Origin of the sequence: Ilumatobacter sp. (assembly GCF_046290335.1) — a bacterium.
Taxonomy (GTDB): Bacteria; Actinomycetota; Acidimicrobiia; order Acidimicrobiales; family Ilumatobacteraceae; genus Ilumatobacter_A.
Window position 1 is genome coordinate 51681 of the sequence record NZ_JBKAGH010000003.1, and the last position, 26133, is coordinate 77813.

Below are 26133 nucleotides of genomic sequence, written 5' to 3' on the forward strand. Positions count from 1 at the left end.
ACAACCGTGACATATCGCGGTGACGCCACTGACAGTGATGTCTCTACCTTGGAGAGTGTTGGAACACCGTGTTCCGATGTCTACTCCCGTTGGAGCCACCATGGATCACCGACCCGCACGAGCGCAGGAGACTCCGAGCACGACGGCGGATCGCCGCGCCCGGCGCGACGCTGGCAACACCTTCACCGAGATCCTCGTCGCCATCGTGTTGATGGGCTTCGCCGTGACCTCCGTCATCGCGGGCATCCGCATGACGATCCTCGTGTCGTCGACGAGCGACGAGCAGGCCAAGGTCGAAGCAGTCCTCACGAGTGCCTCGGACCGGCTCAGCAGCGCTGACTACGTGCCCTGCCCGAGCCTCACCGACGGCGATTACGCCCACCTCGTCGCCGCCGCTGCCGACACGGTCGACTGGCAGCCGGAACAGGTCGTCATCGAGGAGATCCTCTTCTGGGACGCGAGCGCCGGCGGCAACGTCACGCCGGAAGGCGACCCGATCGACGCCGACGGCGAGTGGTCCGCGACCAACAGCTTCATCGATGGCTCCGGGCTGTGCAACCAGGACATCAACCTGACGACCTCGCGCACGTTGCAGCGCGTCACCATCAGCGTCACCTCTCCCGATGGCTCGACGTCACGCAGCATCGAAGTCGTCAAGAGCCCGATCGTCGCCGACCCCGGCACCAACCCGTGAACCGACAGGCCACCATCATGCGACTCCAGACCAAGCAGACCAAGCAGACCGAGCAGACCGAGCAGACCGAGTACGCCAGCAGCCAGCATGCTGCGAGCAGCGGAGCTCGCCGTGACGGCGGCTTCACCTTGCCCGAGCTCTTGATCGTGGTCGTCCTCTCCGGCACGCTCATGGCCGTCATCGCGTCGGCGATCAGCGTGATGCTGCGGGTCACGCCCCAAGCAGAAGCGCGACTCGCAGAGTCGAAGGACATCACCTTCCTCCAGACCTGGATCCCCATCGACCTCGCGACGGCGATCAACTCCTACGACGATCCGGTCGACGCCGACGTCAAGGCGAAGCTGGCGGCGAATCCGCCGAACATCAGCTACAACAGCACGCTGCCGGGCGGTAACGTACTCACCCTCGTCGTTCCGAACGGCGCCACCGGTGAACTCGAGATCATCGTCTACCGCTACGTCGACGGCGGCAACGACAACTGGCAACTCGTCCGGTATCGCATCTCCGATCCTGGCTGCACCGGCGTCGCCACCGCTCACTGCGAGGACGGCGAGATCGAGTCGTCGTCACCGGTCGGCGTGGCGCACGAACTGCCGTCGCCCCCTGCTGGTTGGGTACCAGGCGACCCGGTCGACTTCGCCTTCCAGGTCATCGCGCGCAACCAAGCCGCACTCCGTCCGGTCGGCGAGGACGTGACCGTCTTCTTCGACAGCGGCAACACGTTCCGCACCGGAGGAGCCGGCCTCTCGGCGGAACAGGACCTCACACCCAACGACCCGGTGACCCTCCCCGATCCGACGGCGCCGCCCTCGCGTTGCGGTGGTCGTATCGCGCTCGTGATCGACACGTCCGGTTCGGTCCCGATCAACCACGGGGGCATCCCCACGGAGCAGGCCGCCGTCGGTTTCATCGACGCCTTCGTCGGCACGCCGACCGAATTCTCGATCAACGGATTCGACCGCGAGGGCTACGGCATGGTGCCCGACACCGGAGCCACCGGCGTCGCCAGATACTCGCTCAACGGCCAGCGGGCGCCGTTCGTGTCGGTGCTGGAGAACACCGCCGAGGTGCAGCAGATGCGAGATCGCATCACCGCACTCGACGACCTCGACGGCGCATGGCCCGGCGGTGGAGCGGCCATCACCGCTCGCGACCCCAACGGCGACCGGATCATGTGGGACCAGATCGGCTCCGGCACGAACTGGGAGGACGGCATCTACTCGGTGTTCTTCGACGGGGCGACCGGCCAGCCGTACAACTCGTTCCAGCCCGACCTCGTCGTGTTCATCACCGATGGCCAGCCGTCGCTGGTACGCAACGCCGACGGGACCCCTGGTGGAGCGAACGGCCGCACGGCGACCGACCGAGCCGCGGCGGTGGCCAACGCGGGCCGGTCTCAGGGCGCTCGCGTGATCGGCGTCATGGTCGGCAACGCGGCGAACAACGCGACATACCGCGGCTACCTGCAAGATGTCGTCGGCGGCACGGTGTGGAACGGCAGCGTCGCGCCTGACGGAACGATCAACGTCGGCAATGCCGTCGCAGCAGACTTCTTCTCCGGTGCCTTCGCCGATCTCGGTGGTGTGCTTCGCTCGATCATGATCGCGGAATGCGGCGGCACGGTGACCGTACGCAAGAGCATCGACGGTGCACCCGGTACCAACACCGGTCGCTGGAACTACTCGACCGAGACCGGCGATCAGGTCCTCGACACCGGGGCCGCCAGCTCGATCACGTTCGACTTCTCGTTCGAAGGCAACCAGATCGTCCGCGAGGTACTCATCCGTGAGGAGGCTCGCGCCGGGTACAGCTTCGTGCGAGGCGATTGCCAGGTGGGCGGCGTGCCGGTGCCTGAGAGCGACATCGTCCAGAGCCCCGACGGCACCCCCGGCGTCGCCATCCAACTGTCGCCCGACGAAGCCGTGTCGTGCGTGATGGTCTCGACCCCCGAAAGCTGATCAGGAAGCTGCCATGACCATGTTCGACACTCAGCGTGCGCCTGGGCGTGACCCGGGCAACGTGTTGCCGATGACCCTCGTCTTCATCACGTTCGGTTCGTTCGTCGTCCTCGCGTTGTTGACCTTCGCGTCGACGCTGTTCCTCAACCGACCGCCACTGGAGGCGCGAAGCGATTCGCTCGAAGCGGTTCGTTCCGGCATGAACATGGCGATCACGATGCAGCGCGCCCACGGGCCTGATGGCTGCTTCCCGCACAGCGACGGGACCTTCGACGTCAACGGCCGAACAGTGAACGTGAACTGCACGGTGCAAGACATCGAGAACGATCTCGGCGGACGGTTCTCGTTGCTCGCCACGACCAACGTCGGCAACGCCTCGCGCAACGGCGCGGCCATCGCAGCGACCGGGGCACCCAAGACGATTCTCAACGACGTGTTCGTCAACGGCGGCTCCGTCGCCGGTGACACCGCGGGTCTCTCCTTGAACAACTCCGGGCTGTTCGGCTCGTCGATCGCGTCGCCGAGTGGCGCGTCCCCGCAGTATCGCTACGACCAGCTACCGACCACGACGGTGATCGACGCATCGGCCACGCCGGTGTGCAGTGCCTACTTCGGGTCGCAGGTGCTCGAGTTGTCGTTCGCCGGCCCCGCATTCGGCGCGACCCCGCCGATCACCGCGGCTCCGGTCGCCGAACCAGCGAACCCGGTCGACGTCACGCCGGACGCCGGAGCGTCGCTCCTCGGTGTCATCGTGCACCGCGCCGACGGAACCATCTCGCTCGATCGAGACGTGCGACCCGACGGTTCGATGCGTCTCGTGCCCAACGGCCCGTCGGACACGATCACCTCGATCACGGTGTGTCACCAGACGGTGCCGGCCACCGACCCCACCTGGATCCCCAGCACGGCGACGTTCTGCGGTTCGCCGCTGATCGACCCTGAGGTCGTCTCCGGCGACGCGCCCGATGGACTGCAGTGCGAGCCGGTGTCGTGGTGGGATCGCGCTGGATGGAAGCCGGACACGGCGGCGCCGTTCCAGTACCCGATGCTGCCGCAGATCCCGACCTACCAGCGCTCGAGCGTGCCGATCCCGATCGGCAACGTGGCGACGGCGAACTGTTTCGTCTTCTACCCGGGCCGCTACTCGGGCCCGGTTCGTCTCGACGACGACGTGAACTACTACTTCGCTTCGGGCGTCTATCTCTTCGACGACGTGCTCGAGATCAGCAACGAGGCTCGCGTCGTCGGCGGCGAAGGCAAATGGGAAGGCTGCACGTTCGACGCCGATGCGGCGTTCCTTCCGGGCAGCCCCCGCAACCACGAGATCACCGGTAAAGGCGTGACCTTCCTACTCGGCGGGAACCCGGGAGCGGGCACGAGCGGTCGCCTCGAGATCGACGAAGCGTCGGTCCGACTGAATCAGCGCGTTGCGACGACGTCGACCAGGGCGAGTGCCGGCGTCAGCATCATGTCGATCAACCTCGCGACGCCTGCCCCTGCGGCCGGCACGGTCCCTGCCGTCGAGATCCCACAGAACGATCGCGTGCTGCTTCCCGGCTGTCTCGGCTCCGAGGTCGCCGCGAATCCGGCGTGCGCGCAGGACGTCGCGACCTACACGATCACGCCGATCGAGAACGGTTCGGTCCTGTCCTACTCGCCCAACCTGTTGACCCATGACGACGTGATCATCGAAGTTGAGCTCGACGGCTCGTCGACCACACGCAATCGCCTGCTGGTCGGTGGCGCCGTCTTCACTCCGAACGCTGCGATCACGGTGGAGCGTGATGCGTCGCTCATGACTGACGACTATGACATCGAATTGGCGGGTGGCGCGACCGCGTCCACCTTCGAATTCGACCTGCCGAGTGGCGATGCGACCAGCTTCGTGATCGGCGAGGCGAGTGCGACCGTGTATCAGCGGGTCACGCTTGTCGCGACGACGTCGTTCGATGGCCGTGACTTCCGTTCGGTGGTCGACCTCGAAGTCGACGATGTCGAGCGATATGCGATCAACTCCTGGACGGTCGGCAGCGATATCACCGGCGGCACGATCCCGACGACGACGACGCCGCCGACCACGACCACGCCGGTCGGTACCACGACGACGACGGTTCCTGCGCCGACCACCACGGTGCCGGAGACGACCACCACGACGACCACCACGACCACCACCACCACGACGACCACGACGACCACCACGACGTTGCCGCCCGGGCCGCCGCAGTACGACTACTGCCTCAACGGAACGGGAAGTTGGACGCGGGACTTCGGTCCGGGCGTGTGGGAGGCCGAGTACTGGTCACTGCCGTCGTTCGGCACCGACACCCCGCCTGACCCGTTCCCATCGGCGGGACCCGACGTGACGAGCACGGTGCCCGAGATCTTCTTCGGGCGCAACGACGCCAACACCGGCAACCAGAACGGCAACGGGTACCAGCCCGTCGAGGTACCCAACGACTACTACTCGGCGCGGTTCAGCCGAACGATCAACGTCGCTGCCAATTGCACGGTCGACTTCCGAGTCGGCGCCGACGACGGGTACCGCCTCTACGTCGACGGGGCGCTCGTGACGCCGGCCGACCGGTGGCGAGCCCAGGCGCATGCATCGAGTGTGGTCGACGGGTTCACGCTGACCAGCGGCACCTACGACCTGGTCTTCGAGTACTACGAACGCAATGGTGCGTCGACGCACGTGCTCGAGTGGCGAGTCGACTGAGCAGGAACGTCACGAGCAAAGGTCATGGTGAATGGCCATGGTGAAAGGTCATGGTGAATGGCCATGGTGAAAGGTCATGGTGAATGGCCATGGTGAAAGGTCATGGTGCCAGGCACCATGACCTTTCCGGCTCAGGCGGGGGTGACGAGTTCGCCGGCCGCGAGCTGGTGGGCGTAGCGACCGTTGGCCGCGACCAACTCGTCGTGCGTGCCGATCTCGGCGATGCGGCCCCCTTCGATGAACGCGATGCGATCGGCTGAGCGGATCGTCGACAAGCGGTGGGCGATGATGATCGCGGTTCGACCCTCGAGCGCGTGTTCCAGTGCCTCTTGGATCTGTGCTTCGTTGTCGTTGTCGAGGTGGCTCGTCGCCTCGTCGAGGATCATGATCGCCGGGTCCTTCAGCAGTAGCCGAGCGATCGCGAGCCGCTGCTTCTCGCCACCCGACAGGCGGTAGCCGCGCTCGCCGACCACGGTGTCGTAACCGTCGGGGAGCGCAGCGATGGTGTCGTGGATCCGCGCGGCCATCGCAGCGGCGATCAACGCGTCGTCGCTCGCCTCCGGGTCCGCGTAGCGGAGATTGTCGCCGATCGATTCGTGGAACAGGTGCGGATCCTGCGAGACCACGCCGATCGAACGGCGCAGCGTGTCGAGCGTCAGATCGCGCACGTCGACGCCGTCGATGCGCACGGCACCCGACGTGACGTCGTAGAGCCGTGGGACCAGCGAGACCGTCGTCGACTTCCCGGCGCCCGATGCTCCGACCAATGCAATGGTCTCGCCGGGCGCGACCGACAGGTCGAAGCCACGCAGGACGTCGACGTCCGGATCGGTCTCGACGCCCAGACCCGCGTTCTGCTCCATCGACGCGATCGCGGAATCGCTCGCCGGGGGATACCGGAACACCACATCGTCGAACTCGACCGCGCCGCGAGCTCCGACGAGGTCGATCGCGCCGGGCTTTTCCTTGATTGCCTCGGGCGCGTCGAGCACCTCGAACACTCGCTCGAAGCTCACCATCGAGGTCATCAGGTCGACGCGGGCATTCGTCAGACCGGTCAGGGGTTGGTACACGCGGGTGACGAGCGCCGCAAGTGCGACGAGGGTGCCGGATGAGATGTCGCCGTCGACGACCATCAGCGCGCCGATCCCGTAGATCGCCGCGGTGCCGATCGCTCCGACGAGTCCGAGCGCGACGAAGAACACTCGGCCGTACATCGCGGCCCGGATGCCGGTGTCACGCACGCCAGCAGCGCGCGACGTGAACGCGTCGTGCTCGCGTCGGCCCGACCCGAACAACTTGACGAGCGTGGCGCCCGAGACGTTGAAGCGCTCGGTCATCTGCGTGTTCATCGCCGCGTTGTGGCCCATCTGCTCGCGCGAGATGCTCTGCAACCGCTTACCGACGCGACGCGCCGGCACGATGAACAGCGGGAGCACGACGAGCGTGAGGAGCGTGAGACGCCACTCGAGCATCAGCATCGCGGCGAGGGTCGTCGTGAGCACGATGACATTGCTCACCACGCTGCCGAGCGTGCTGGTGACGGCGGTCTGCGCGCCGACCACGTCGTTGTTGAGGCGCGCGGTGATGGAGCCCGTCGGTGTGCGGGTGAAGAATGCGACCGGCATCCGCTGCACCTTGGCGAACAGCGAGCTGCGCAGATCGTAGATCAATCCTTCGCCGACACGGGCCGAGCACCAGCGTTGCACGATGGCGAGTCCGGCGTCGGCGAGCGCTGCCGTCACGGCGATGCCAGCGAGCCAGATGATCCGAGTGCGGTTGTCATCCGGAATCGCGTTGTCGAGGATCTCCCGGACGACGAACGGGGGGACCAGCGCAAGGAGCGCCGCAATCAGGATCGACGAGAGGAAGATGATGATCGTGCCGCGATACGGGCGAGCAAACTGCCAGACCCGCCGAAGTGTGCCGTCGGCGAGTTCGACGCCTTTCACCGAGTCGGCGTCGCCCGGCATCATCGAGTGGGGGGACATTCGCATGAGGCCACGTTACGGCGACGTCGGCGACGCGGCGCCGTCCCGCCGCGAGCGCTCTACGCTTGGCCGGGATGACGAAGACAAGATGATGGCGACAAGATGATGGCCGGGATGACGAAGACAAGATGATGGCGACAGGATGATGGCGACAAGATGATGGCGACAGCGCAACGTGGTCGAGGGCGGGCGCTGCTGGCCGGGATCGTCGCGATGGTGTTGGTCGCCAGCGCCTGCTCGGGAGGCGACGGCGAGTCGGAGCCGCCACCAGCGACGCGAGCGACCCAGCCCCCGCGGGTGACATTGCCGGACGAACCCGACGAGCCCACCCCGACGTCGACGACGACCACCTTGCCCCCCGAGCCACTCGAGTACTCGATCGCGTGGACCGATATCGGCAACGGTGCGGAGTCGGGCCTGCTGACGGTCCCCCTCGACTACGCCGACCCGTCAGGCGCCACGATCGACCTGCGAGTGGTTCGGCACCAGGCACCGGAGTCTGAGCGCGTCGGCGTGCTCTTTTCCAACAACGGGGGGCCCGGTGTGCCGGCGAGTTCGATGGCCGCGAACGTGCGCGGTTGGTTCGAGGAGCCGCTGATCGATCGATTCGACATCGTCACGTGGGATCCGCGCGGCACTGGCGAGAGCGGTGGTTCCGTCGACTGCATCGACGACGAGGGCTACGACCGTTTCTTCGCCACCGGCGACGTCACCCCCGACACCGACGCCGAGCGCGACGAGCTGATCGAGCTGTCGCAGGAGTTCGCCGAGGCGTGCATCGAGCGGGTCGGTGACGCGCTCGCGCACCTCGGCACCAACAACTCCGCGCGCGACATGGACGCGATCCGCCAGGCGCTGGGCGAGGAGCAGGCGTCGTATCTCGGCTACAGCTACGGCAGCGAACTGGGTGCGGTCTGGGCGACGCTGTTCCCCGACACCGTGCGCGCCGCTGTCCTCGACGGCGCAGCGCACCCCGACGCCGACGGCCTCGAGCCGCTCCGACAGCAGCGCATCGGTTTCGAGACGGTACTCAACACGTTCCTCGCGGAGTGCAGCGCCAACGACTCGTGCGCGTTCCACAACGAGGGTGACGCCGAAGCGGCCTTCGACGACCTCATGTCCACGATCGACGAGTCACCCGTACCCGCCCCCGTCGCAGGCCGGCCCGAGGTCAACCTCGAAGTGGCGATCAACGGTGTCATCCAGGCGATGTACACCGACCGTCGCTGGCCGGCCCTCGAGCGGGCGCTCGCCGACGCCGCCAACGGCGATGGCGGCGGACTGCTCGCGCTCCACGACGGCTACTTCCAGCGCGATCCGTCGACGGGCACGTACTCCAATCTGCTGGAGTCGTTCCAGGCGATCACGTGCGCCGACGATGCCGACCGACTCTCTCCCGACGAAGCCGACGCCAAAGCGGCCGAGCTGCTCGACGCTGCGCCCCGGCTCTTCCCCTACACGACCGGTTCGTACACGTGCGGCTTCTTCCCCCCGTCGGCCGACCCGCGCGCCGAGATCACCGGCGAACGCGCCGGGCCGATCATGGTGATCGGAACCACCGGCGACCCGAGCACGCCCCTCGACAGCAGCCGAGCGATGGCCGAGCAGCTCGAGGAGGGCTTCCTCGTGACGGTCGAAGCCAACCAGCACACGGCGTACCGGTCGAGCGGATGCATCAACGACGTGGTGCATCAGTACCTGATCTGGCTGGAAGTGCCCGGCACCGACGCCCGCTGCCCGAGCTGACGGCCCGCACGGGCGGGTGGAGGAACTGGAGAAGCGTTCGGCCGTACGCGGTCGTCAACGTACGGCGACGAGGATCGCGATCACGGTCGCTGCGCCGGTGAAGACGATGGTGGTGATTCCCATGAGGCGAGCGCTGCGCGGGTGCACGGGGCTCTGCCCCGATCGAAGCGGGGCGTGGAGCGCGTCGTAGTGGTAGCCCGCCCACACGAGGAGTGCGGCACCGGATGCGAGCTGCGCGATACCGACGGCGGCGAGAGCGACGTGCACGTCGACGGCGTGACGGGCGAGCAGCGCGCCGGCGACGATCGCTGCGATGGCCGTGCGCTCCCAGGCGAGGGCCGTGCGCTCGTGCTGGAGCATGCGATCGAAGACGCGATCGGGTCGTGGCATCGCCGTCGACGCTCGTCCGTCACGGAGTCCAGGACGCAGTCCGTTGCGCAGTCGACGGGCTGAACCAGGCACGTCGGGAGGATACCTGCTTGCCCGGTACCGGATACCCGCTGAGGTATTGGTCGCCGGGTTGTGCTCGCTGCAAAAAGTACGTATATTCGGACCTATGGCTGATCTTCGACAACTCCTCCCGATTCTGTCGTGGGGGCCCGGCTACCGACGTGAGGACATCCGAGGCGATCTCGCAGCCGGCCTCACGGTCGGCGCGATGCTCGTGCCCCAGGCGATGGCGTATGCCCTGCTGGCCGGATTGCCTCCCGAGGTGGGTCTCTACGCTGCGACGATCCCGGTGATCATCTACGCCCTGTTCGGTACGTCGCGCCAACTCGCCGTGGGTCCGGTGGCGATCGTGTCGCTGCTGACCGCGTCGGCGCTGGCGCCGCTCGTCGACGAGGGCACCGCCGGCTACCTCAGTGCGGCGGCGCTGCTGGCGCTGATGGTCGGCGTCATCCACATCGTGCTCGGCCTCGGGCGGCTCGGCTTTCTCGTCAACTTCCTGTCGCACTCGGTCCTGGTCGGCTTCACCGCCGCCGCAGCGATCATCATCGGGTTCTCCCAGGTCAAACACCTTTTCGGGATCTCGACCGAGCGCAAAGATCACTTCTACGAGACGGTCCTCGAAGTCGGCCGAAACCTCGGCGACACCAACGCCACGACACTCGCCCTGGGTGCGGTCGCGCTGACCGCACTGTTCCTGCTGAAGAAGTACGCGCCGCTCGTGCCGAGTGCCCTGCTCGTCGTCGTCGGTTCGATCCTGGCCGTCGAGCTGTTCGATCTGCAGTCGCGCGGGGTCGGCGTCGTCGGCGACATCCCCGACGACCTGCCGGCATTCGGCCTCCCCGACTTCGATGGCTCGCTCATCGGCAGCCTGGTCGGCACCGCGTTCGTCATCACGATCGTCGGGTTCATGGAATCGGTCGCGGTGGCCAAGGTCTACGCCCGTCGCAATCGCTACGAACTCGTTCCCAACAGCGAACTGGTCGGGCTCGGCGCCGCCAACGTGGCGTCCGGCCTCTTCGGCGGCTACCCGGTCACCGGTGGCTTCTCGCGCACCGCGGTCAATGCCACCGCCGGTGCTCGCACACCCTTTGCGTCGATCATCACCGCCGGCGTGGTCCTGCTGACACTCGCCTTCCTCACGCCGCTGTTCAGCTCGCTGCCCAACGCGGCGCTCGGGGCGATCATCATCATGGCGGTCATCGGATTGGTCGACGTCCGCGAGATGCGCCACATCGCCCGGGTGAAACGGAGTGATCTGATCGCCTTGGGCGTCGCATTCGTCGCCACCCTGGTGCTGGGTATCGAGCTCGGCATTCTGGTCGCCGTCGTCGCCTCGATGCTGGTCGTCTTCGCCCGCATGTCGATGCCGCACAGCGCGGTGCTCGGCCACGTCGACGGCACCACCAGTTATCGCAACGTCGAGCGCTTCCCCGAGGCGCACACCGTCCACGGGATCCGCATCGTGCGTATCGACGCGGCGCTGTCGTTCGTCAACGCGACGAACGTCAAGAAGCTCGTCATCGAGCACGCGGACGCCGTCAGCGATGCCCCGCGAGCATTGATTCTCGACGCCTCGGGGATCAACGACATGGACGCGACCGGCGCAGAGATGCTGCACGAAGTGTTCATCGAGGTCGCCGATCGCAACGTGGCGCTGCACCTGGCCGATGTGAAGGGGCCGGTCCGAGATGTGCTCCACAATGCTGGGCTCTGGCAGGAGCTCGGCGATCGAGTCCACACATCGACCAACGACGCCGTTGCGGCGATCCGGCGTGGCGCAGGTGGGCCGCTCGACCAGCGACGGTCGGGGATCGACGAGCGACCCACGTCGGAGCCGACGAAGCACACCGACCCAGCAGATGGCACGAACCAGCAGCCGCTCGGCGAACCCGGCGGGGCAACCGAGGAGACGCACGCTCATGTCTGAGTCGTCGTGGACCGCGCTCGCCGAGGGTCACCAGCGCGTCGAGGCGACGACTCTTGCCGCACACGCCGAACTGCCTCCGCGTCACGCACCGAAGGCGGCGATCCTTGCGTGCTCCGATGCTCGTGTGCCGCCGTCGGTCGTGTTCGATCAGCCAGCGGGCAACCTCTTCGTGATCCGCATCGCCGGGAACACGGCGTGCCCGGCTGCATTGGCCAGCCTCGACTACGCGGTGTCCGAACTCGGTGTCGACCTCGTCGTCGTACTCGGGCACACGAGTTGCGGGGCGGTCACCGCAGCTGCATCCGGTACATGCGGTGGGCACCTCGCTCCGATCGTTGCGCCGATCTGTGAGATCGCTCGCCGGTATCCGGGCGTGGCAGTCGACGACCTGGCGGCGCTCAACGTGTTGAACACGATGGACGAACTCTCCGCGCATGATGGGCCCGTCGGCCAGGCGATCACTTCGGGGGCGGTGGAGGTGCGCGGCGCACTCCACGATCTCGTCACCGGCCGGCTCCGCACGGTGACAGCTGATGCATCGACCGCCGACGCGTTGGCCGCTGATGCGTTGGCCGCCGGCACGCTGGGCGTCGACACGGGACTCGACGCTCTGGGTTCAACACCTGGTGCCTGACCCTGGGTGTCGAGCGGTCGGATTCACGCGGCGTCGATGACGAACACGATCGCGGCGACCAGCGCCACGATCGACACGCCGACGGCCATCGCCAGCGGTAGCCGTGACGACGGTAGGGGTTCGTCGAGCCGCATCGCTTTTTCGTTCAGCGACCAGCGTCGATATGCCGTCGCCGCCGTCAGAAAGCTGAGGACGAGCAGGCTGATGCCGAGGACCTCTTCGCCACGGAAGTCGTTGAGTACGGTCAACGCGCCGAGGCCGCCGGCGGCCAGGGCGAGCGACGTTCGGATCCAGGCGAGGAACGTCCGCTCGTTCGCCAGCGTGAAACGGTAGTCGGGGTCGGTGCCGACGGTGGTGGGATCGCCTGGGAACAGCCGTTGGCGTTGACGCCGGAGGCGGCCCTGGACTGGTTCGCTGGTTGGCTGGTCGTTTGGCTGGTCGTTTGGTTCGCCGTTCATTCGCGAGCTGCCGCGACCAGTGCCGGGGCACTCCCTGCCTCGAACTCCGAGACGAACCGATAGCGATCGCCGCGCACGGTGGTCGTGCGCCATTCGATCGGTGCGCCGCCCGCGGTGCTCAGCCGCTCGATGAAGAACGCGGCCTGTCCTCGCCGCAACTGGAGGACGTCACGCTCGCTCGGCGTCGGAACGAGCGGGGCGATCCGTTCCCAGCCGGCGTTCGGACGCACGCCGCACAGCCGCTCCATCTCGTCGTACAGCGCAGTGCGTTCGAAGTTGCTCGCGAGGAGCGGCGCGCCGATCGAGGCGGGCACCCAGGTGCGGTCGATCGCCAAGGGTTCTCCGCCGGCACATCGAATTCGTTCGAGGAACACGAGTGGTGTGTCGGTGGCGAGCCCGAGTTGCTCGGCTGCGAGGTCGTTGGTCTCCTCGCGCAGCGCGAGCACCTCACTGCGTTGTTCGACGCCCGACGATTCGATCGACTGGAACAGGCTGTAGAGCGCCCCGAGGGGTTGTTCGAACTCGGCCCGGTTGACGACGGTTCCGCGTCCGCGTTCCCGTCGGAGAATGCCGGTCCGGTTGAGGTGGCGGATCGCTTCGCGAACGGTGTGGCGACTCACGCCATATTCATTCACGAGTTCGGTGTCGGTCGGAAACCGCTCGTTGAACTCGCCCGACTCGAGTCGCCGTTTGAGGAGCGCCTCGAGTTGCGCCCACAGCGGCATCGGGCTCGATCTGTCGAGTGTCATTCGTGCTCTCCTCGCCGCGTGGCGCGACCGGGTCGTCGTGTTCATGAGTACATCCGTACAACCAGACGGTATAGCCCAAAGATCCGGTCGCGGTAGCTGGTGGAACCGGAGTCCGGTGACGGATCGGGACCGGATCGATTCGATGGATTCGCCCGGGTCAGCTGAGCTTCAGGAACAGGCGCTCCAGTTCGTCGACATCGGGCCGAGCATCAGGGTCGGTGAGTGCTGCAGCGATGAGTTTGAAGCCGATGCGGTCGAGCGCTCCTTGTGCTGCGGCGAGTTGCGTGACGATGTCGCGGCATTCCTCGCCATCGGTGATCATGCGCTGGAGGCCGCGTACTTGGCCTTCGAGGCGGCGAAGACGCTTGTACACGTCGGAACTGACTTCATCGGGAAATCGCATGGGAACAGAATACCGGGCGGGGTATGTTGTGGTTCACTCGACTTTGTACGTATATTCGTTCTAAGTCAAGATGCTGCGGCGACGGTTCGTCGGAGCGGCATCACCCACCCTCAGACCCACGGAGACGAACATGACCAACGCCACCCTTCCCGCCACCGACACCATCGATGCTCGACAACTGCGCGAACTGATGCGCGAGGATCCGGCGTTGCGCATCCTCGACGTGCGGACCGGAGGCGAATTCGACTCGGTGCACATCCCCGGCGCCTACAACGTCCCGCTCGACACCCTCGCCGAGCATGTCGCCGATCTGGCCGATGTCGACCATCCGGTCGTGTTGGTGTGCAAGTCGGGCGCCCGCGCCGGGCAGGCGCACTCGAAGCTGACCGGCGCCGGCAAGCAGCACCTCCACCTGCTCGACGGCGGCATGGACGCCTGGGAATCGACGGGTGGCGACGTCGTCCGCAGCAACAGCACCAAGTGGGCAATGGATCGTCAGGTGCGTTTCGTCGCCGGGTCGATCTCGCTCGTCGGCATCCTGGTGAGCATCTTCGTGCCGAAGGCCAAGTGGCTTGCGGGCGGTGTCGCTGCGGGGCTCACGTTCTCCGCGGTGACCAACACCTGCGCGATGGGCAACGCCCTCGCCAAGCTCCCCTACAACAAGTCGAACAACTGCGACATCGATGGTGTGCTCGACCAGCTCCGGAAGGCGGCCTGATGATGCCCGTGACCAACCATCCCGTCAACGAGTACGCGAGCGTCGTGGACGACACCACGCAGTTCATCGACGTGCGTGAGCCCTACGAGGTCGCCGAGGGAACGATTCCCGGTGCGGTCAACATCCCACTCGGTCAGGTCCCTGGCCGTCTCGAGGAACTCGACCGCGACCGCCGCGTCGTCCTGCTGTGTCGCAGCGGTGGTCGCAGTGGCCAGGCCGCCGAGTTTCTCACCGGCGTCGGCTTCACCGACGTCGTGAATCTGGTTGGCGGAATGCTCGCCTACCACGACGAGCAGTCGCCGTGACGAGGGGTTGACGTTCGATACCCCTAGGGGTATAATGACCGTACATATTCTCACCCGATCGTGACCGCTCCTTCGGTCACTCCCTGAAAGGACCTTCCCGTGAAGTTCACCCAGTACTACCTCGACTGCCTCTCGCAAGCCTCCTACCTGATCGGTGACGAGACCACCGGCCGTGCCGTGGTCGTCGACCCCCGACGCGACGTCGACGAATACGTCCGAGACGCTGCCGCAGCGGGGCTGACGATCGAACTCGTCGTCGAGACGCACTTCCACGCCGACTTCCTGTCGGGTCACCTCGAGCTCGCCGAGGCGACCGGTGCCGAGATCGGCTACTCGTCGATCGCCACGCCGGAGTTCGCCACGCGTCCGCTCGAAGACGGCGAGCGCCTCGTGCTCGGTGACGTCGTGCTCGAGTTCTTGCACACGCCGGGGCACACGCCGGAGTCGCTGAGCGTCGTGGTGTGGGAACACGCCGACGACGACGAGCCCTACGGCGTGCTCACCGGCGACACGTTGTTCATCGGCGACGTGGGTCGGCCCGACCTGCTCGCGTCGATCGGCTTCACCAAAGAGGAGTTGGCCGACAAGCTGTACGACAGCCTGCACGGCAAGCTGATGACGTTGCCCGACAGCACGCGCGTCTACCCCGGTCACGGTGCCGGGTCGGCGTGTGGCAAGAACCTGTCGACCGACACCTGGTCGACGATCGGCGTGCAGCGCGAGACCAACTACGCGCTCCGTGCGGGCAGCAAGCAGGAGTTCTTCGATCTCGTCACCGAAGGTCAGCCGCCCGCTCCGAGCTATTTCGTCTTCGATGCGATCCTCAACCGCAAGGATCGTGAACTGCTCGACGAGACCGCGATGCCGACGGCCCTCGACCTCGCGGCATTCGACCGCCTCGTTGCCGACGGTGCGCTCGTGGTCGACGGGCGTGACCCCGAAGACTTCGCTCGCGGCCACCTCGCAGGCTCGATCAACGTCGGCCTCAACGGTCGCTACGCCGAGTTCGCCGGGTCGATCGTCCCCTCCGACGTCGACATCGTGCTCGTTGCCGACGACGGCTTCGAGCTCGAAGCGAAGAACCGTCTCGCCCGCATCGGGTTCGACCGGGTCGTCGGATTCCTCCAGCATCCACTCGCCGTGATGGCCGACAACCCGGGTCGCGTCCGTCAGGCGTCCCGGCTCACCGCAATGGAGTTCGACGGTCGCCGCGACCAGATCGAGGGCTTGCAACTCGTCGACATCCGCAACCCCGGCGAAGTCGCGCTCGGCACGATCGACGGTGCCGTCGACATCGCGGTCGGACAGCTCCCGACCCGTCTCGGCGAACTCGACCCGTCGGCTCCGACCGTCGTGTACTGCGCCGGCGGCTACCGCTCATCGGTGGCTGCGAGCCTGCTCCGCCAGGCCGGCTTCGAGGACGTCTCCGACATCCTCGGTGGCTACGGCGCCTGGATCGACGCTCAACCCGCAGTGGTCTGACCCGACCGACCTCTGCGGCACGATCTCTGCTGTCGGTGCCGTCAACTCCCTGGACGGCACCGACAGCAGCCCCCATCACCGTTTCACCGTTTCCGTTGCACCGTTTCCGTTGCACCGTTTCCCTTGCACCGTTTCAAGAATCGAGCGCCTCATGGCCTATTCCGAAAAGTTCCAGCACCTCGCCGACGTCGCCCAGGACCAGGTGCGGGGCGTGCCTGCCGCCGACGTCGACGACCTCGTCGCACAAGGTGCCGTCACCCTCGACATCCGTGATCCCGACGAACACGAAGCCGGCCACGTCGCCGGTTCGCAGCACCTCAGCCGCGGCAAGCTCGAAATGCTCGTCGAAGGGATGATCCCCGATCTCGACACCACCATTCTCTGCTACTGCAACGCCGTCAACCGCGGCGCGTTGTCGGCAGCGTCGCTCAAGTCGATGGGCTACGTGAACGCCGCCTACATCGACGGCGGCCTCAACGCCTACCGCGAACTCGCGTCGAACTGACGCTGTTCACCCTTCACACGAATCGAGGAGATCCCCATGTGCCGTCGAGTCACCTGTCCGAATTGCCAGAAGCCATCATGGAAGGGGTGCGGCGCCCACGTCGAGCAGGTGCTCGGTGATGTGCCCGTCGCCGATCGTTGCGCCTGCGACGCGGCTGCATCTCGTCCACCGTTGATGTCGAAGCTCCTTCGTCGCTGAGGGAGCGAAACTCCCGGTGAAACACGTCGAAGAGCCCGGTGGGCGCGGCGGAGGCTCGCTACCGTCGTCGGGATGAGACGACCGCAGCGCCGACGCACCCATGCTGCGCTTGCCGCGTCAGCCCTGCTGCTCTCCTCGTGCGCCGCGCAGGTCGCGAGCTCCGGTGACTCGGGATCCGATGCGACGGGATCCACCGCTGAAGCCACTGACACGGCACCGGCCAGCGCCGCTGTCGAGGTGTCCGACGAGACGGCCATGTCGTCGAGCTCGCCGGATGCGCCGCCCACGACCAGCGTCGCGCCGGCCAGCACGACCACCACCGAGCCCGCCTCGCGGTTCTACAACGACGACTGCGTCATCGAGATCGAGGTGAACGACACCCTGGTCGGCATCGTCGAGCGCATCGACGACGGCGAGACGATCAACCGTGTGTCGCTGCGCGCGGAGAACGGTCTGGTCGACGAGCGTCTCACCCCGGGCGACACGCTCGACATCTGTCCGGGCAACGGCGTCGACGACGTCACCGGCTCGGAGCGAGTCGATCCATCGGAGGAGATCGTGTCGGCGGCGATCATCACCAACGTGCAGGTCCAGCAGATGAAGCTGAACCTCCTCTTCGCCGAACTCGGCGCACGCGAACTCGCCGTCGACGGGATCGCCGGACCGGTCACCCGGCAACGTCTGTGCGCGGCGCGGCTGGCGCTCGGGCTCGAGGTGAGCACGGCCGAGATGGCCGCGGGAAGTGAGGAGGAGCAGATCTTGCTCGCCGCCGACGAGTTGCCGCCGCCACCGATGGCGACCGTCGACCAGGATCAGTGGCTCCTCATCGACCAGACGTGTCAGTTCATCTTCGCTGGCGCGGTCGACGAGTTGGTGTTCGGGTTCCCCACCTCGACGGGTGAGCCCGGTCACGAAACGCGGACCAGCGAGCGCTCTCGGGCGTTCCGGTTCGACCCGGCTGCCGACACGGGTGGGTGGCACGACTCGAGCGAGTTCCCGGTGTCGATCGACAACCCGCTCAACGGCAACATGTACAAGCCGATCTACTTCGACGGTGGCCAGGCGATCCACGGCGCCAACAACGTGCCGACGAGCCCGCAATCCAAAGGCTGCGCGCGGTTGTCGGTCGAGCACCAGGATCTGCTCGTCGCGTGGCTCGGACTGCAGTTCGACACGGCACCGACCTGGAGCCAGCGCGCGATCAACCTCACCGTAAGCGTGCAGGGCGCCTACCAAGGCTGAGCGCGCGCCCGCCCCGCCGGACGGGCGACGCAGAGATGGGTGACGCAGAGACGGGAGACGAAAAGGGGGTCGCAGCCTCGGGCGCGGGCATGCCATGGCCGCACGGTCCGTCGCTATGCCTGCACCATCAGTGGCGCCTCCACGCCGGTTCTTGACGATTCTCCTCGCGGCGGTCCTCGCGATCGCGGCGACCATCACGGCCGGCGCGAGCCCGGTCGCGGCGACCACCACGGTCACCGAGACGTTCGGCTACACGGGAACGACACAGACGTTCACCGTGCCGTCAGGCGTCACCTCGATCACCGTGACGCTCCAGGGCGGGCAGGGGGGCCGAGGCGGAGTCGACTTCCCGACGCCGAACTTCGGCGGATACCAGGGCGTGGTCACGGGCACCATCGAGGTGACACCCGGACAGATCATCACGGTCGCCGTCGGTGGCGGCGGCGGTCAAGGCAGCGGCGGCGGGTCCGCGCCGGGCGGCGCAGGCGGTCAGAATCCGCTCGCCGGCTACGACGGCGCAGTCGGCGGCATCTCCGGATGGGCAGGCTCCTCGGGCGCCGGTGGTGGCTCCGGTGCTGCGACGGTGCTCCAGATCGACGGTGTCGACGTCGTCGCCGGTGGTGCAGGCGGCAACGGTGGCAACGGGCAGTTCTCCGTCTTGATCGGGCGTGTCTCCGAAGATCGTCACGTTCCTCGTCCGGACGCGACGTCGACGACCGGCCGTCCCGGCTACAACACGTCCGATGCGTGCGGCGGCAGCTGCGACGGTGGCGCTTCCGGCGCCGGCGGCGGCGGCGCCCAGGGCGGCGATCGCGGCGACGTCCAGTACGGCGGTGCGACCGCGACCGAGTGGTTCGGCTTCGGTGGTGCGCCCGGCCTCAACTCGACCGCGGGGCTCCCCGGGTTGATCGACAGCTACGCCTACTACAGCGGAAACAGCGCCAACGGTTCGGTCACGATCATCTACGACAACGGCGCCCCGGGTACACCGACCAATCTCAGCGCAACCGCCCAGACCGACGCCGTGGCGCTCGCGTGGAACGCACCGGGTTCCTCCGGTGCCTCCGACATCGAGGACTACCTGATCGAGTACGCGACGAACTCGGGCGGTCCGTGGACCCCCTTCGTCGACGGCGTCTCCACCGAGACGTCCGCGCAGGTGACGGGGCTGACGAACGGCACGAATTACTTCTTCCGGGTCGCCGCAGAGAACGACCAGGGCGTCGGCGCGTTCGCCACGACGGCGCTCGCTACGGTGCCGAGCGACGTGCCGGGCACCCCGACGGTCACCGGTACCGAGACGGCCGGTGGCACGATCCACGTCGACTTCACCCCGGCGCCGTCCGACGCGCCGATCAGCGGCTACGAGTACCGTCTCGACAACGGTGAGTGGGTCGCCGGTTCCGTGACGGACACCCGCCTGACCATCACCGGTCTCACCAACGGCCAGACCTACGCGGTCGAGATCCGTGCGTTGAACGTGATCGGTGTCGGCCCAGCGTCCGCTCCAGCGGTCTCGGCGACGCCGAGCGACGTCCCCGATGCACCGACTGGCTTGCGAGGTGTCGGCGCCGACGGGTCGATCGAGGTCGACTGGCTCGCACCGACGGTCGACAACGGCTCGCCGGTCACCGGCTACGTCGTGGAGACGGCCCCGCAGCCGGCGGGCGAGTTCACGTCCGCCTACACCGGTGACGAGAACACGACCTCGACGCCGATCAGCGGCCTCGACAACGGCACCACGTACGCCGTTCGGGTCGCTGCGGTGAACGCTGCGGGTCAGAGCGCCTGGTCCCCGACCGTCGAGGTCACCCCCTACACCGTTCCCGGTACGCCGTCGCTGTCGCTGGCCCCGGCCGACGGCGCGCTCGACGTCGACGTCACCGGATTCGACGGTGGCAGCGACCTCACCCTGGTCGAGTACCAGGTGGACGCCGACGCCTGGCGTTCGACCGGGAGCGGCAATTCGTCGTTCACGATCGATGGCCTCACCAACGGCACGAGCTACGACGTCGTCGTGCGAGTGACGAACGCCGCGGGCGTCAGTTCGCCGTCCGACCCGGAGGCCGGCACACCGCGTACGGTGCCGTCGGCACCGGCGATCTCCGCGCTCGCACTCGACGCCGGTTCGGCCGACGTCGAGTTCGACGTCGGCTCCGACGGCGGAAGCCCGTTGACCAACGTCGAGTACTCCATCGACGGTGGCGAGAACTGGACGACGCGAGCACCTGCCAGCGTCGTCAGCCCGCTCGAGATCTCCGGTCTCAGCGGCGGCCAGTCGTACGACATCGTCGTGCGTGCGCTCAACGCCGCAGGTGCCAGCGCGAACTCGAACACGTCGACGGTCATCGCCAACGGCGTGCCCGCCGTGCCGTCGATGACGCTGGTTCCGGGCGACCGCTCGATCCTCGTCGAATACGACACGCCCACCAACGGTGGCTCGCCGATCACGTCGTACGAGTATGCGCTCGACGGCGGTTCGTGGACGTCGGTGGTGTCGGTCGAGAGCCCGTTCCGGATCCCTGGCCTGACCAACGGCACGGAGTACTCCGTCGGCTTGCGCGCCGTGAACGGCGCCGGCGCCAGCGTCGCCGCCGTCGACACCGCGACCCCGCGGACCACGCCGACCGAGCCCGAGATCGTCGGTACCCCCTTGCCGGTCACCGACGGCGAACTGTCGGTCGACTTCACCGCTCCGTCGTCCGACGGTGGCAGTGCGATCCTCGACTACGAGTACTCGACCGACAACGGCGCCACGTGGCGCACACGTGACGTGACGTCGACCTCGTCGCCGCTCGTCATCACCGGGCTGTCGTCCGACGGCACGCCGCTGACCGGAGGCCTGACGTACCCGGTGCAGATCCGCGCCGTCAACGCTGCCGGTGCGGGCGCGGCCTCGGCAGTCGTGGATGGATTCCCGACCTCGTCGCCCGACACGCCGGTGATCGATCTCATCGAGCGCCGTGACGGTGGGGTGACGGTGCACTTCACGCAGGGTTCCAACGGCGGCTCCCCGATCATGCAGTACGAATACCGTCTGGGTGCCGGCGGTACTTGGACCAACATCGGAACCCTCGACACGGTCTTCGACATCGACGGACTCGCCAACGGCGACTACGAGTTGTACATGCGTTCCGAGAACGGCATGTGGGGCGCCAGCGATCCCACCGCCGCCGCGCCGTTCTCCCTGTTCACGCTTCCCGGTGCGCCCGACATCACCTCGATCGTCGCCGGTGACGCAACCCTGGCCGTCGCCTTCGACGCCCCGGCCTCCGACGGCGGCAACGCCATCACCAGCTACGAGTACTCGACCGACGGCGGTGTCACGTGGAGCGCTGCGGCCGCCACGACGTCGCCGATCGACGTGACCGTCGTCTCCGGTGTCGCTGCGACCCCGATCGTCAACGGCACGCTGTACGCCGTCCAGCTCCGAGCGGTCAACGCTGCGGGTGCCGGACCCGCGAGTGCCAGCGAGGTGGTCGCCCCGCGCGGCGCGCCCGACGCACCGTCCGGCCTGACGATCTCGCCGGCCGACGAGGCGCTGACGCTCACCTTCTCTCTCGGTGCCGATGGCGGCTCCCCGATCACCGCGATCGAGTACCAACTCGACGGTGGTGCGTGGGTGCCCGCCGGCTCGCTGAGCAGCCCGCTCACGATCACGGGCCTCGACAACGGTACGTCCTACGACGTGCGCGTCCGTGTCGTCAACGCCATCGGCGACGGCGACCCGACGGACCCCGTGTCCGCAACGCCGAGCGCCCTTCCCGGTGCGCCGGGTTCGGTCGTCGCCACCGGTGGGCCGGGAACAGCGACCGCAACGTGGGCCGCTCCGCTCGACGACGGCGGCGCCGCCGTCGAGTCCTACACGATATCGGTGTACGCCCAGGCTGCCGGTGGCTCGCCCATCGCATCCTGCAGCACGACCGATCTGACCGGCTGTGACGTCGTCGGTCTCACCAACGGTGTGACCGTCTACGTCGACGTCTCGGCCGAGAACGCCACGGGCTCGGGCCCGGCGAGCGCGCCCCGACAGGCCGTCACACCGTTGGCCGTGCCGGAGGTGTCGATCGGTTCGGTCAAGCCGACCCAGACCGCACTGACGATCACTGCCGACGTCGACGACCTCGGCGGTGCCGCGATCTCCGACTACGAGTACCAACTCGACGGAGGTGACTGGGTCTCGACCGGCTCGGGCGCCAACCCGTTCACGATCAGCGGACTCGAGTTCGCGACGGCCTACGAGATCCGGATCCGCGCGACGAGCGCAGCCGGCGTCGGTCCGGCGTCGGATCCGGTCACGGCGACGCCGTCGTCCGCTCCCGGCGCTCCGGTGGCGTTCGCCGCCGCATCCGGTCCGCAGTCGGCGGTGCTGACGTGGTCCGCCCCCGTGTCCGACGGTGGCCAACCGATCACCGACTACGTGGTCCAGTACGCGACGAGCCCGAGCGGTCCGTTCCTCACCTTCGCCGACGGCACCTCCACCTCGACGACCGCCACGGTCACCGGTTTGGTCGACACGACGGCGTACGTGTTCCGTGTGGCAGCGGTGAACCCGGCCGGTATCGGCTCGTGGTCGTCGCTGTCGGGCGCCACACCCCTCAGCGCGCCGAGCGCGCCGACGATCACCGGGATCACGCCTGGCGGCAGCTTCCTCAGCGTCGCCTTCACGGCGCCCGCCAGCAACGGTGGCTCCTCCGTGACCGGCTACCAGTACCGCCTCGACGGTGGCACCTGGACGACCGCGTCGTCGAGCTCGTCGCCGATCTCGATCACCGGTCTCACCAACGGACAGGCGTACGACGTCGAACTTCGCGCCGTCAACATCGTCGGTGGTGGAGCCGCATCCAACACCGTCGAGGCCACACCGTTCGGTCTCCCGGGAGCGGTCACCGGCTTCCGGGCATCCCCGACTGCGAACAGCGTCACGCTCGACTGGGACGAAGGCAACAGCAACGGCAGCCCGATCACCTCCTACAACCTGATCCGTTGGTCGGGAGCGATCGCCGGTTCGATCGTCCAGTCCTACTCGGTGGCCGGCACGTCGCACACGGTGACGGGCCTGACCGCCGGTACCTACTACTTCACGATCGAAGCGACGAATGCGGCCGGCACGGGCCCACGCTCGACGCCGCGCACGACCGGCATCGTCGGGGGGCTGGTTCCCTCGCACCCGACCATCGACGCGGTCGTCCGGACGGGCGCCGAGATCGAGATCGACTGGACGGCCGGGGCGGCGAACACGTCACCCATCGACAGCTACCTGGTCCAGTACACCGCCGACGGCTCGACGTGGACGACCGCGTCGTCCGGATCGGCCTCGACCACGGCGACGTTCACGGTGCCATCGTCGAGCGCACGGTATGCCGTGCGAGTCGCGGCGGTGTCCGCAACCGGTGTCGGCGGCTTCGAGATCGTCACGCCGCCGGTGGCGGTCACCGAAGCGGTGGCGGCGATCGACGCCACCTCGGCGACGTTCCACGGCGACGCCGACGCCAACGGCCTCGGGTCAGACGTGTACTTCGAGTACGCGCCGACCGAAGCACTGCTCGGTACCGTCGACGCCGAGTTGCTGGCAGCGACGCCAGCCGCGGTCACCGGCATCGGCCTCACCGCGGTGACGGCCGACGTGACCGGGCTGGATCCGGGCACCGAGTACTTCGTGAGGGTGCTCGCCGACGACAATCTCGGCAGCGTGGCCTACGGAGCGACACGAGACTTCTCGACGGAGGCGCTCATCAGCACGACCGAACTCTCCTACGAGTACACCGGGTCGCCGGTCGAGGTGATCAGCGAGACCACGCCGATCGGGCTGGCGCTCGAGCGGACGTTCGTCGGCATCGACGGCACCGAGTATCCAGAGAGCACGACCGCTCCCACCGACGTCGGCGACTATCAGGTCACGACGAACGCCGTGGGCGCGGAGATCGGCGGTTCGGAGGTCGTCGAGATCGCGATCACGCCGAAGATGGTCACGAACACGATCGACGCGCTCGACCGTGACTACGACGGCACCGATGTCGTCGAGCTCACGTTCACGGCCGACGGTTTCGTCGACGGCGACGACGTCGCCGCCAACACTGCGGCGACCATCGGGACCATCGACGGTCCCGACGCCGGAGTCGACCGACCGGTCTCGCTGGAGTCGGTGCCGGGTGAAGACGTGCTCACGGGAGCCGACGCCGCGAACTACGCGACCATGGCGATCTTCGGCGACATGCTCGTCACCATCTCTCCGGCGACGCAGACGCTGACTTTCACGTCGACGCCTCCGTCATCGCCGACGGTGGGTGATACCTACACGCCGGTCGCCGTGTCGAGTCAGGGCCTGACTCCGACCTACCGCCTCGGTCTCGGTGCCGGGACCGTCTGCACGCTCGCAGCGGGCACGGTGTCGCTGGTCGGTGCGGGTACCTGTGTCGTGCAGGCCGACCAGGCGGGGAACACGAACGTGCTCGCCGCCGACACGCTCGACCAATCCTTCACCGTGGCCCCGGCACCCGACCCGGACCCGGACCCCGACCCGGACCCCGAACCGGACCCGGACCCGGACCCGGAGTTGAACGTCAGTATCGGCATCGACGTCGGTGGCCCCGTGGCCAACGCGCCGGTGCAGGTGAGCGGTGATGGCCTGAAGCCGTTCTCGACCGTCACGGTCGAGTTGCGCAGTGACCCGATCGTGCTCGGCACGTTCCGAGTGGACGCAAACGGTTCGTTCTCCGCGACCGTGAACCTGCCGGCGAAGGTTCCGGCCGGGAGCCACCAGATCGTCGTGCTCGGCGTGGATCCCGATGGCGACCCCATCTCGGAATCCGCCGGACTGTTCGTCGACTGGTCGGGTTCGGCCGGCTGGACCACGCCGAGTGGCGACGACTCCGACGATGTGAGCCAGGCGACCAACCACGTCACGTCGATCGATCCGGTTCGAGTGCTCGACACCCGAACCGGAGCTGGCACGAAGGTGCAGGCGGGCGAGTCGTATCGCCTCACGATCGACGAGACGTTGCTGGCGGCTGATGCGACGGCCGTGGTCTTCAACCTCGCCGTGACGAAGCCGCACGCGTCTGGCTACATCTCGGTGTACCCATGCGCCAGCGAGCGTCAGGAGGCGGCGGTGCTCAACTATCGAGCCGGCGAGACGGTCGCGAACCTCGTGATCGCTCCGTACGGCGTCGGTGAGGAACTCTGCATCTACAGCCGCTCGACGACGCATGTGGTCGTCGACCTCGGCGGCTACTACGCCGAAGCGTCCGGTGATCCGCTGAACGCGGTGGCCCCGGTCCGGTTGACCGACACGCGGTCGACGACCCGACTCGCCGCTGGCGAGACGCTGGTGGTCGACATCGTCGGCGATGGCTTGGCGCCGTCCGATGCGACCGCTGCGGCGTTGTACGTCGCTGCGGTGCGCCCGGCAGCGACCGGATTCCTGACGGTCTACGCGTGTGGCGAGTCGCTGCCGCTGGCATCGAACCTCAACTACGCCGCCGGTCAGACGATCGGCAACAGCGCCCTCACGAAGATCTCCGAGGATGGCACGGTGTGTATCCACACCTCGGTCGACACCGACGTGGTCGTCGACCTGAACGGTGTGGCGAGTGCCGGGACCGAGTCCAACTTCCAGTCACTCGTGGCCGGACGTTTGCTCGACACGCGGTCGTCGGGTCAGGCGCTCGAGGCCGGCGAGAAGATCGAACTCGACTTCTCGTCGGTCGAAGCGGGCGGTGCGGTCACGCTCAACGTCGCTGCGGTGGCTCCCGCTGCCACCGGCTTCGTCACGCTGTACCCGTGCGGTCTGCCACAGCCGGTGGCCGCGAGCGTCAACTACGGCACCGGCATCACCCGCAGCAACCTGGTCACCGTGAAGCTCGGCGAGGGCGGCAAGGTGTGCGCCTTCACGTCACAGGAAGCCCATCTCGTCGTCGACGTCCAGGGCGTGTACCTCTCTTCGTGAGGTGCTGGC

At 67.4% G+C, this 26133-nt stretch carries 17 protein-coding genes; 12 read left to right on the top strand and 5 right to left on the bottom strand.

All coding sequences use genetic code 11. From position 1 onward, the window contains the following. The first annotated feature begins 76 nt into the window (after window positions 1-76). The 3 genes from ACE37B_RS12805 to ACE37B_RS12815 are packed head-to-tail and all read left to right on the top strand — an operon-like array spanning window position 77 to window position 5368. Window positions 77-694: a type II secretion system protein J gene (locus ACE37B_RS12805; RefSeq protein ID WP_409923716.1), complete on the top strand. Its 618-nt coding sequence runs from the start codon at window positions 77-79 to the stop codon at window positions 692-694. A gap of 17 nt (window positions 695-711) precedes the next feature. After that, window positions 712-2652 (top strand): type II secretion system protein J, encoded by a 1941-nt coding sequence (locus ACE37B_RS12810; protein WP_409923717.1) that lies wholly within the window; start codon window positions 712-714, stop codon window positions 2650-2652. Between the two features lie 13 nt (window positions 2653-2665). Next, entirely contained in the window at window positions 2666-5368 is a 2703-nt protein-coding gene (locus ACE37B_RS12815; protein WP_409923718.1) for a PA14 domain-containing protein, read from the top strand. Window positions 5369-5499: 131 nt separating this feature from the next. Here the strand turns inward: ACE37B_RS12815 and ACE37B_RS12820 are convergent, their stop codons facing one another. Further along, on the bottom strand, window positions 5500-7365 hold the full coding sequence (locus tag ACE37B_RS12820; protein WP_409923719.1) for an ABC transporter ATP-binding protein: 1866 nt from the start codon (window positions 7363-7365) through the stop codon (window positions 5500-5502). A 150-nt stretch (window positions 7366-7515) separates the two neighbouring features. Between ACE37B_RS12820 and ACE37B_RS12825 the strand changes: the two genes are divergently transcribed. After that, a complete protein-coding gene (locus ACE37B_RS12825) occupies window positions 7516-9105 on the top strand; it encodes an alpha/beta fold hydrolase (RefSeq protein WP_409923720.1) in 1590 nt (529 codons plus the stop codon). Window positions 9106-9159: 54 nt separating this feature from the next. Here the strand turns inward: ACE37B_RS12825 and ACE37B_RS12830 are convergent, their stop codons facing one another. Then, a complete protein-coding gene (locus ACE37B_RS12830) occupies window positions 9160-9567 on the bottom strand; it encodes a DUF202 domain-containing protein (protein ID WP_409923721.1) in 408 nt (135 codons plus the stop codon). A gap of 94 nt (window positions 9568-9661) precedes the next feature. Here ACE37B_RS12830 and ACE37B_RS12835 point away from each other — a divergent pair, with 94 nt between their 5' ends. Together ACE37B_RS12835 and ACE37B_RS12840 are read left to right on the top strand one after the other, a co-directional pair. Then, window positions 9662-11482, top strand: coding sequence for a SulP family inorganic anion transporter (locus ACE37B_RS12835; RefSeq protein ID WP_409923722.1), 1821 nt, complete (start codon window positions 9662-9664; stop codon window positions 11480-11482). Continuing rightward, the gene (locus ACE37B_RS12840) at window positions 11475-12116 is read left to right on the top strand and encodes a carbonic anhydrase (protein WP_409923723.1); all 642 of its coding nucleotides are present in this window, start codon (window positions 11475-11477) and stop codon (window positions 12114-12116) included. The genes ACE37B_RS12835 and ACE37B_RS12840 overlap by 8 nt, the downstream gene beginning before the upstream one ends. A 23-nt stretch (window positions 12117-12139) precedes the next feature. On the opposite strand, the gene ACE37B_RS12845 is transcribed toward ACE37B_RS12840, so the two are convergent. The 3 genes from ACE37B_RS12845 to ACE37B_RS12855 all read right to left on the bottom strand — a co-directional run bounded on the left by ACE37B_RS12845 (window position 12140) and on the right by ACE37B_RS12855 (window position 13726). Next, on the bottom strand, window positions 12140-12574 hold the full coding sequence (locus ACE37B_RS12845) for a YidH family protein (RefSeq protein ID WP_409923724.1): 435 nt from the start codon (window positions 12572-12574) through the stop codon (window positions 12140-12142). Continuing rightward, complete coding sequence (locus ACE37B_RS12850) at window positions 12571-13323, bottom strand: GntR family transcriptional regulator (RefSeq protein WP_409923725.1); 753 nt, start codon at window positions 13321-13323, stop codon at window positions 12571-12573. Before ACE37B_RS12850 ends, ACE37B_RS12845 begins: the two co-directional genes overlap by 4 nt. A 157-nt stretch (window positions 13324-13480) precedes the next feature. Next, window positions 13481-13726, bottom strand: a complete 246-nt coding sequence (locus ACE37B_RS12855; RefSeq protein ID WP_409923726.1) for a metal-sensitive transcriptional regulator — start codon at window positions 13724-13726, stop codon at window positions 13481-13483. Between the two features lie 130 nt (window positions 13727-13856). On the opposite strand from ACE37B_RS12855, the gene ACE37B_RS12860 reads away from it, so the two are divergent. From ACE37B_RS12860 to ACE37B_RS12885, 6 genes are all read left to right on the top strand, one after another. Then, on the top strand, window positions 13857-14444 hold the full coding sequence (locus ACE37B_RS12860; RefSeq protein WP_409923727.1) for a rhodanese-like domain-containing protein: 588 nt from the start codon (window positions 13857-13859) through the stop codon (window positions 14442-14444). A 2-nt stretch (window positions 14445-14446) separates the two neighbouring features. After that, on the top strand, window positions 14447-14749 hold the full coding sequence (locus ACE37B_RS12865; protein WP_409924336.1) for a rhodanese-like domain-containing protein: 303 nt from the start codon (window positions 14447-14449) through the stop codon (window positions 14747-14749). 99 nt (window positions 14750-14848) lie between these two features. After that, complete coding sequence (locus ACE37B_RS12870; RefSeq protein ID WP_409923728.1) at window positions 14849-16231, top strand: MBL fold metallo-hydrolase; 1383 nt, start codon at window positions 14849-14851, stop codon at window positions 16229-16231. A 151-nt stretch (window positions 16232-16382) separates the two neighbouring features. After that, a complete protein-coding gene (locus ACE37B_RS12875; protein WP_409923729.1) occupies window positions 16383-16736 on the top strand; it encodes a rhodanese-like domain-containing protein in 354 nt (117 codons plus the stop codon). A gap of 270 nt (window positions 16737-17006) precedes the next feature. Further along, window positions 17007-18176, top strand: coding sequence for a L,D-transpeptidase family protein (locus tag ACE37B_RS12880; protein ID WP_409923730.1), 1170 nt, complete (start codon window positions 17007-17009; stop codon window positions 18174-18176). A gap of 115 nt (window positions 18177-18291) precedes the next feature. Further along, window positions 18292-26124, top strand: coding sequence for a fibronectin type III domain-containing protein (locus tag ACE37B_RS12885; protein ID WP_409923731.1), 7833 nt, complete (start codon window positions 18292-18294; stop codon window positions 26122-26124). Window positions 26125-26133: the final 9 nt, after the last annotated feature.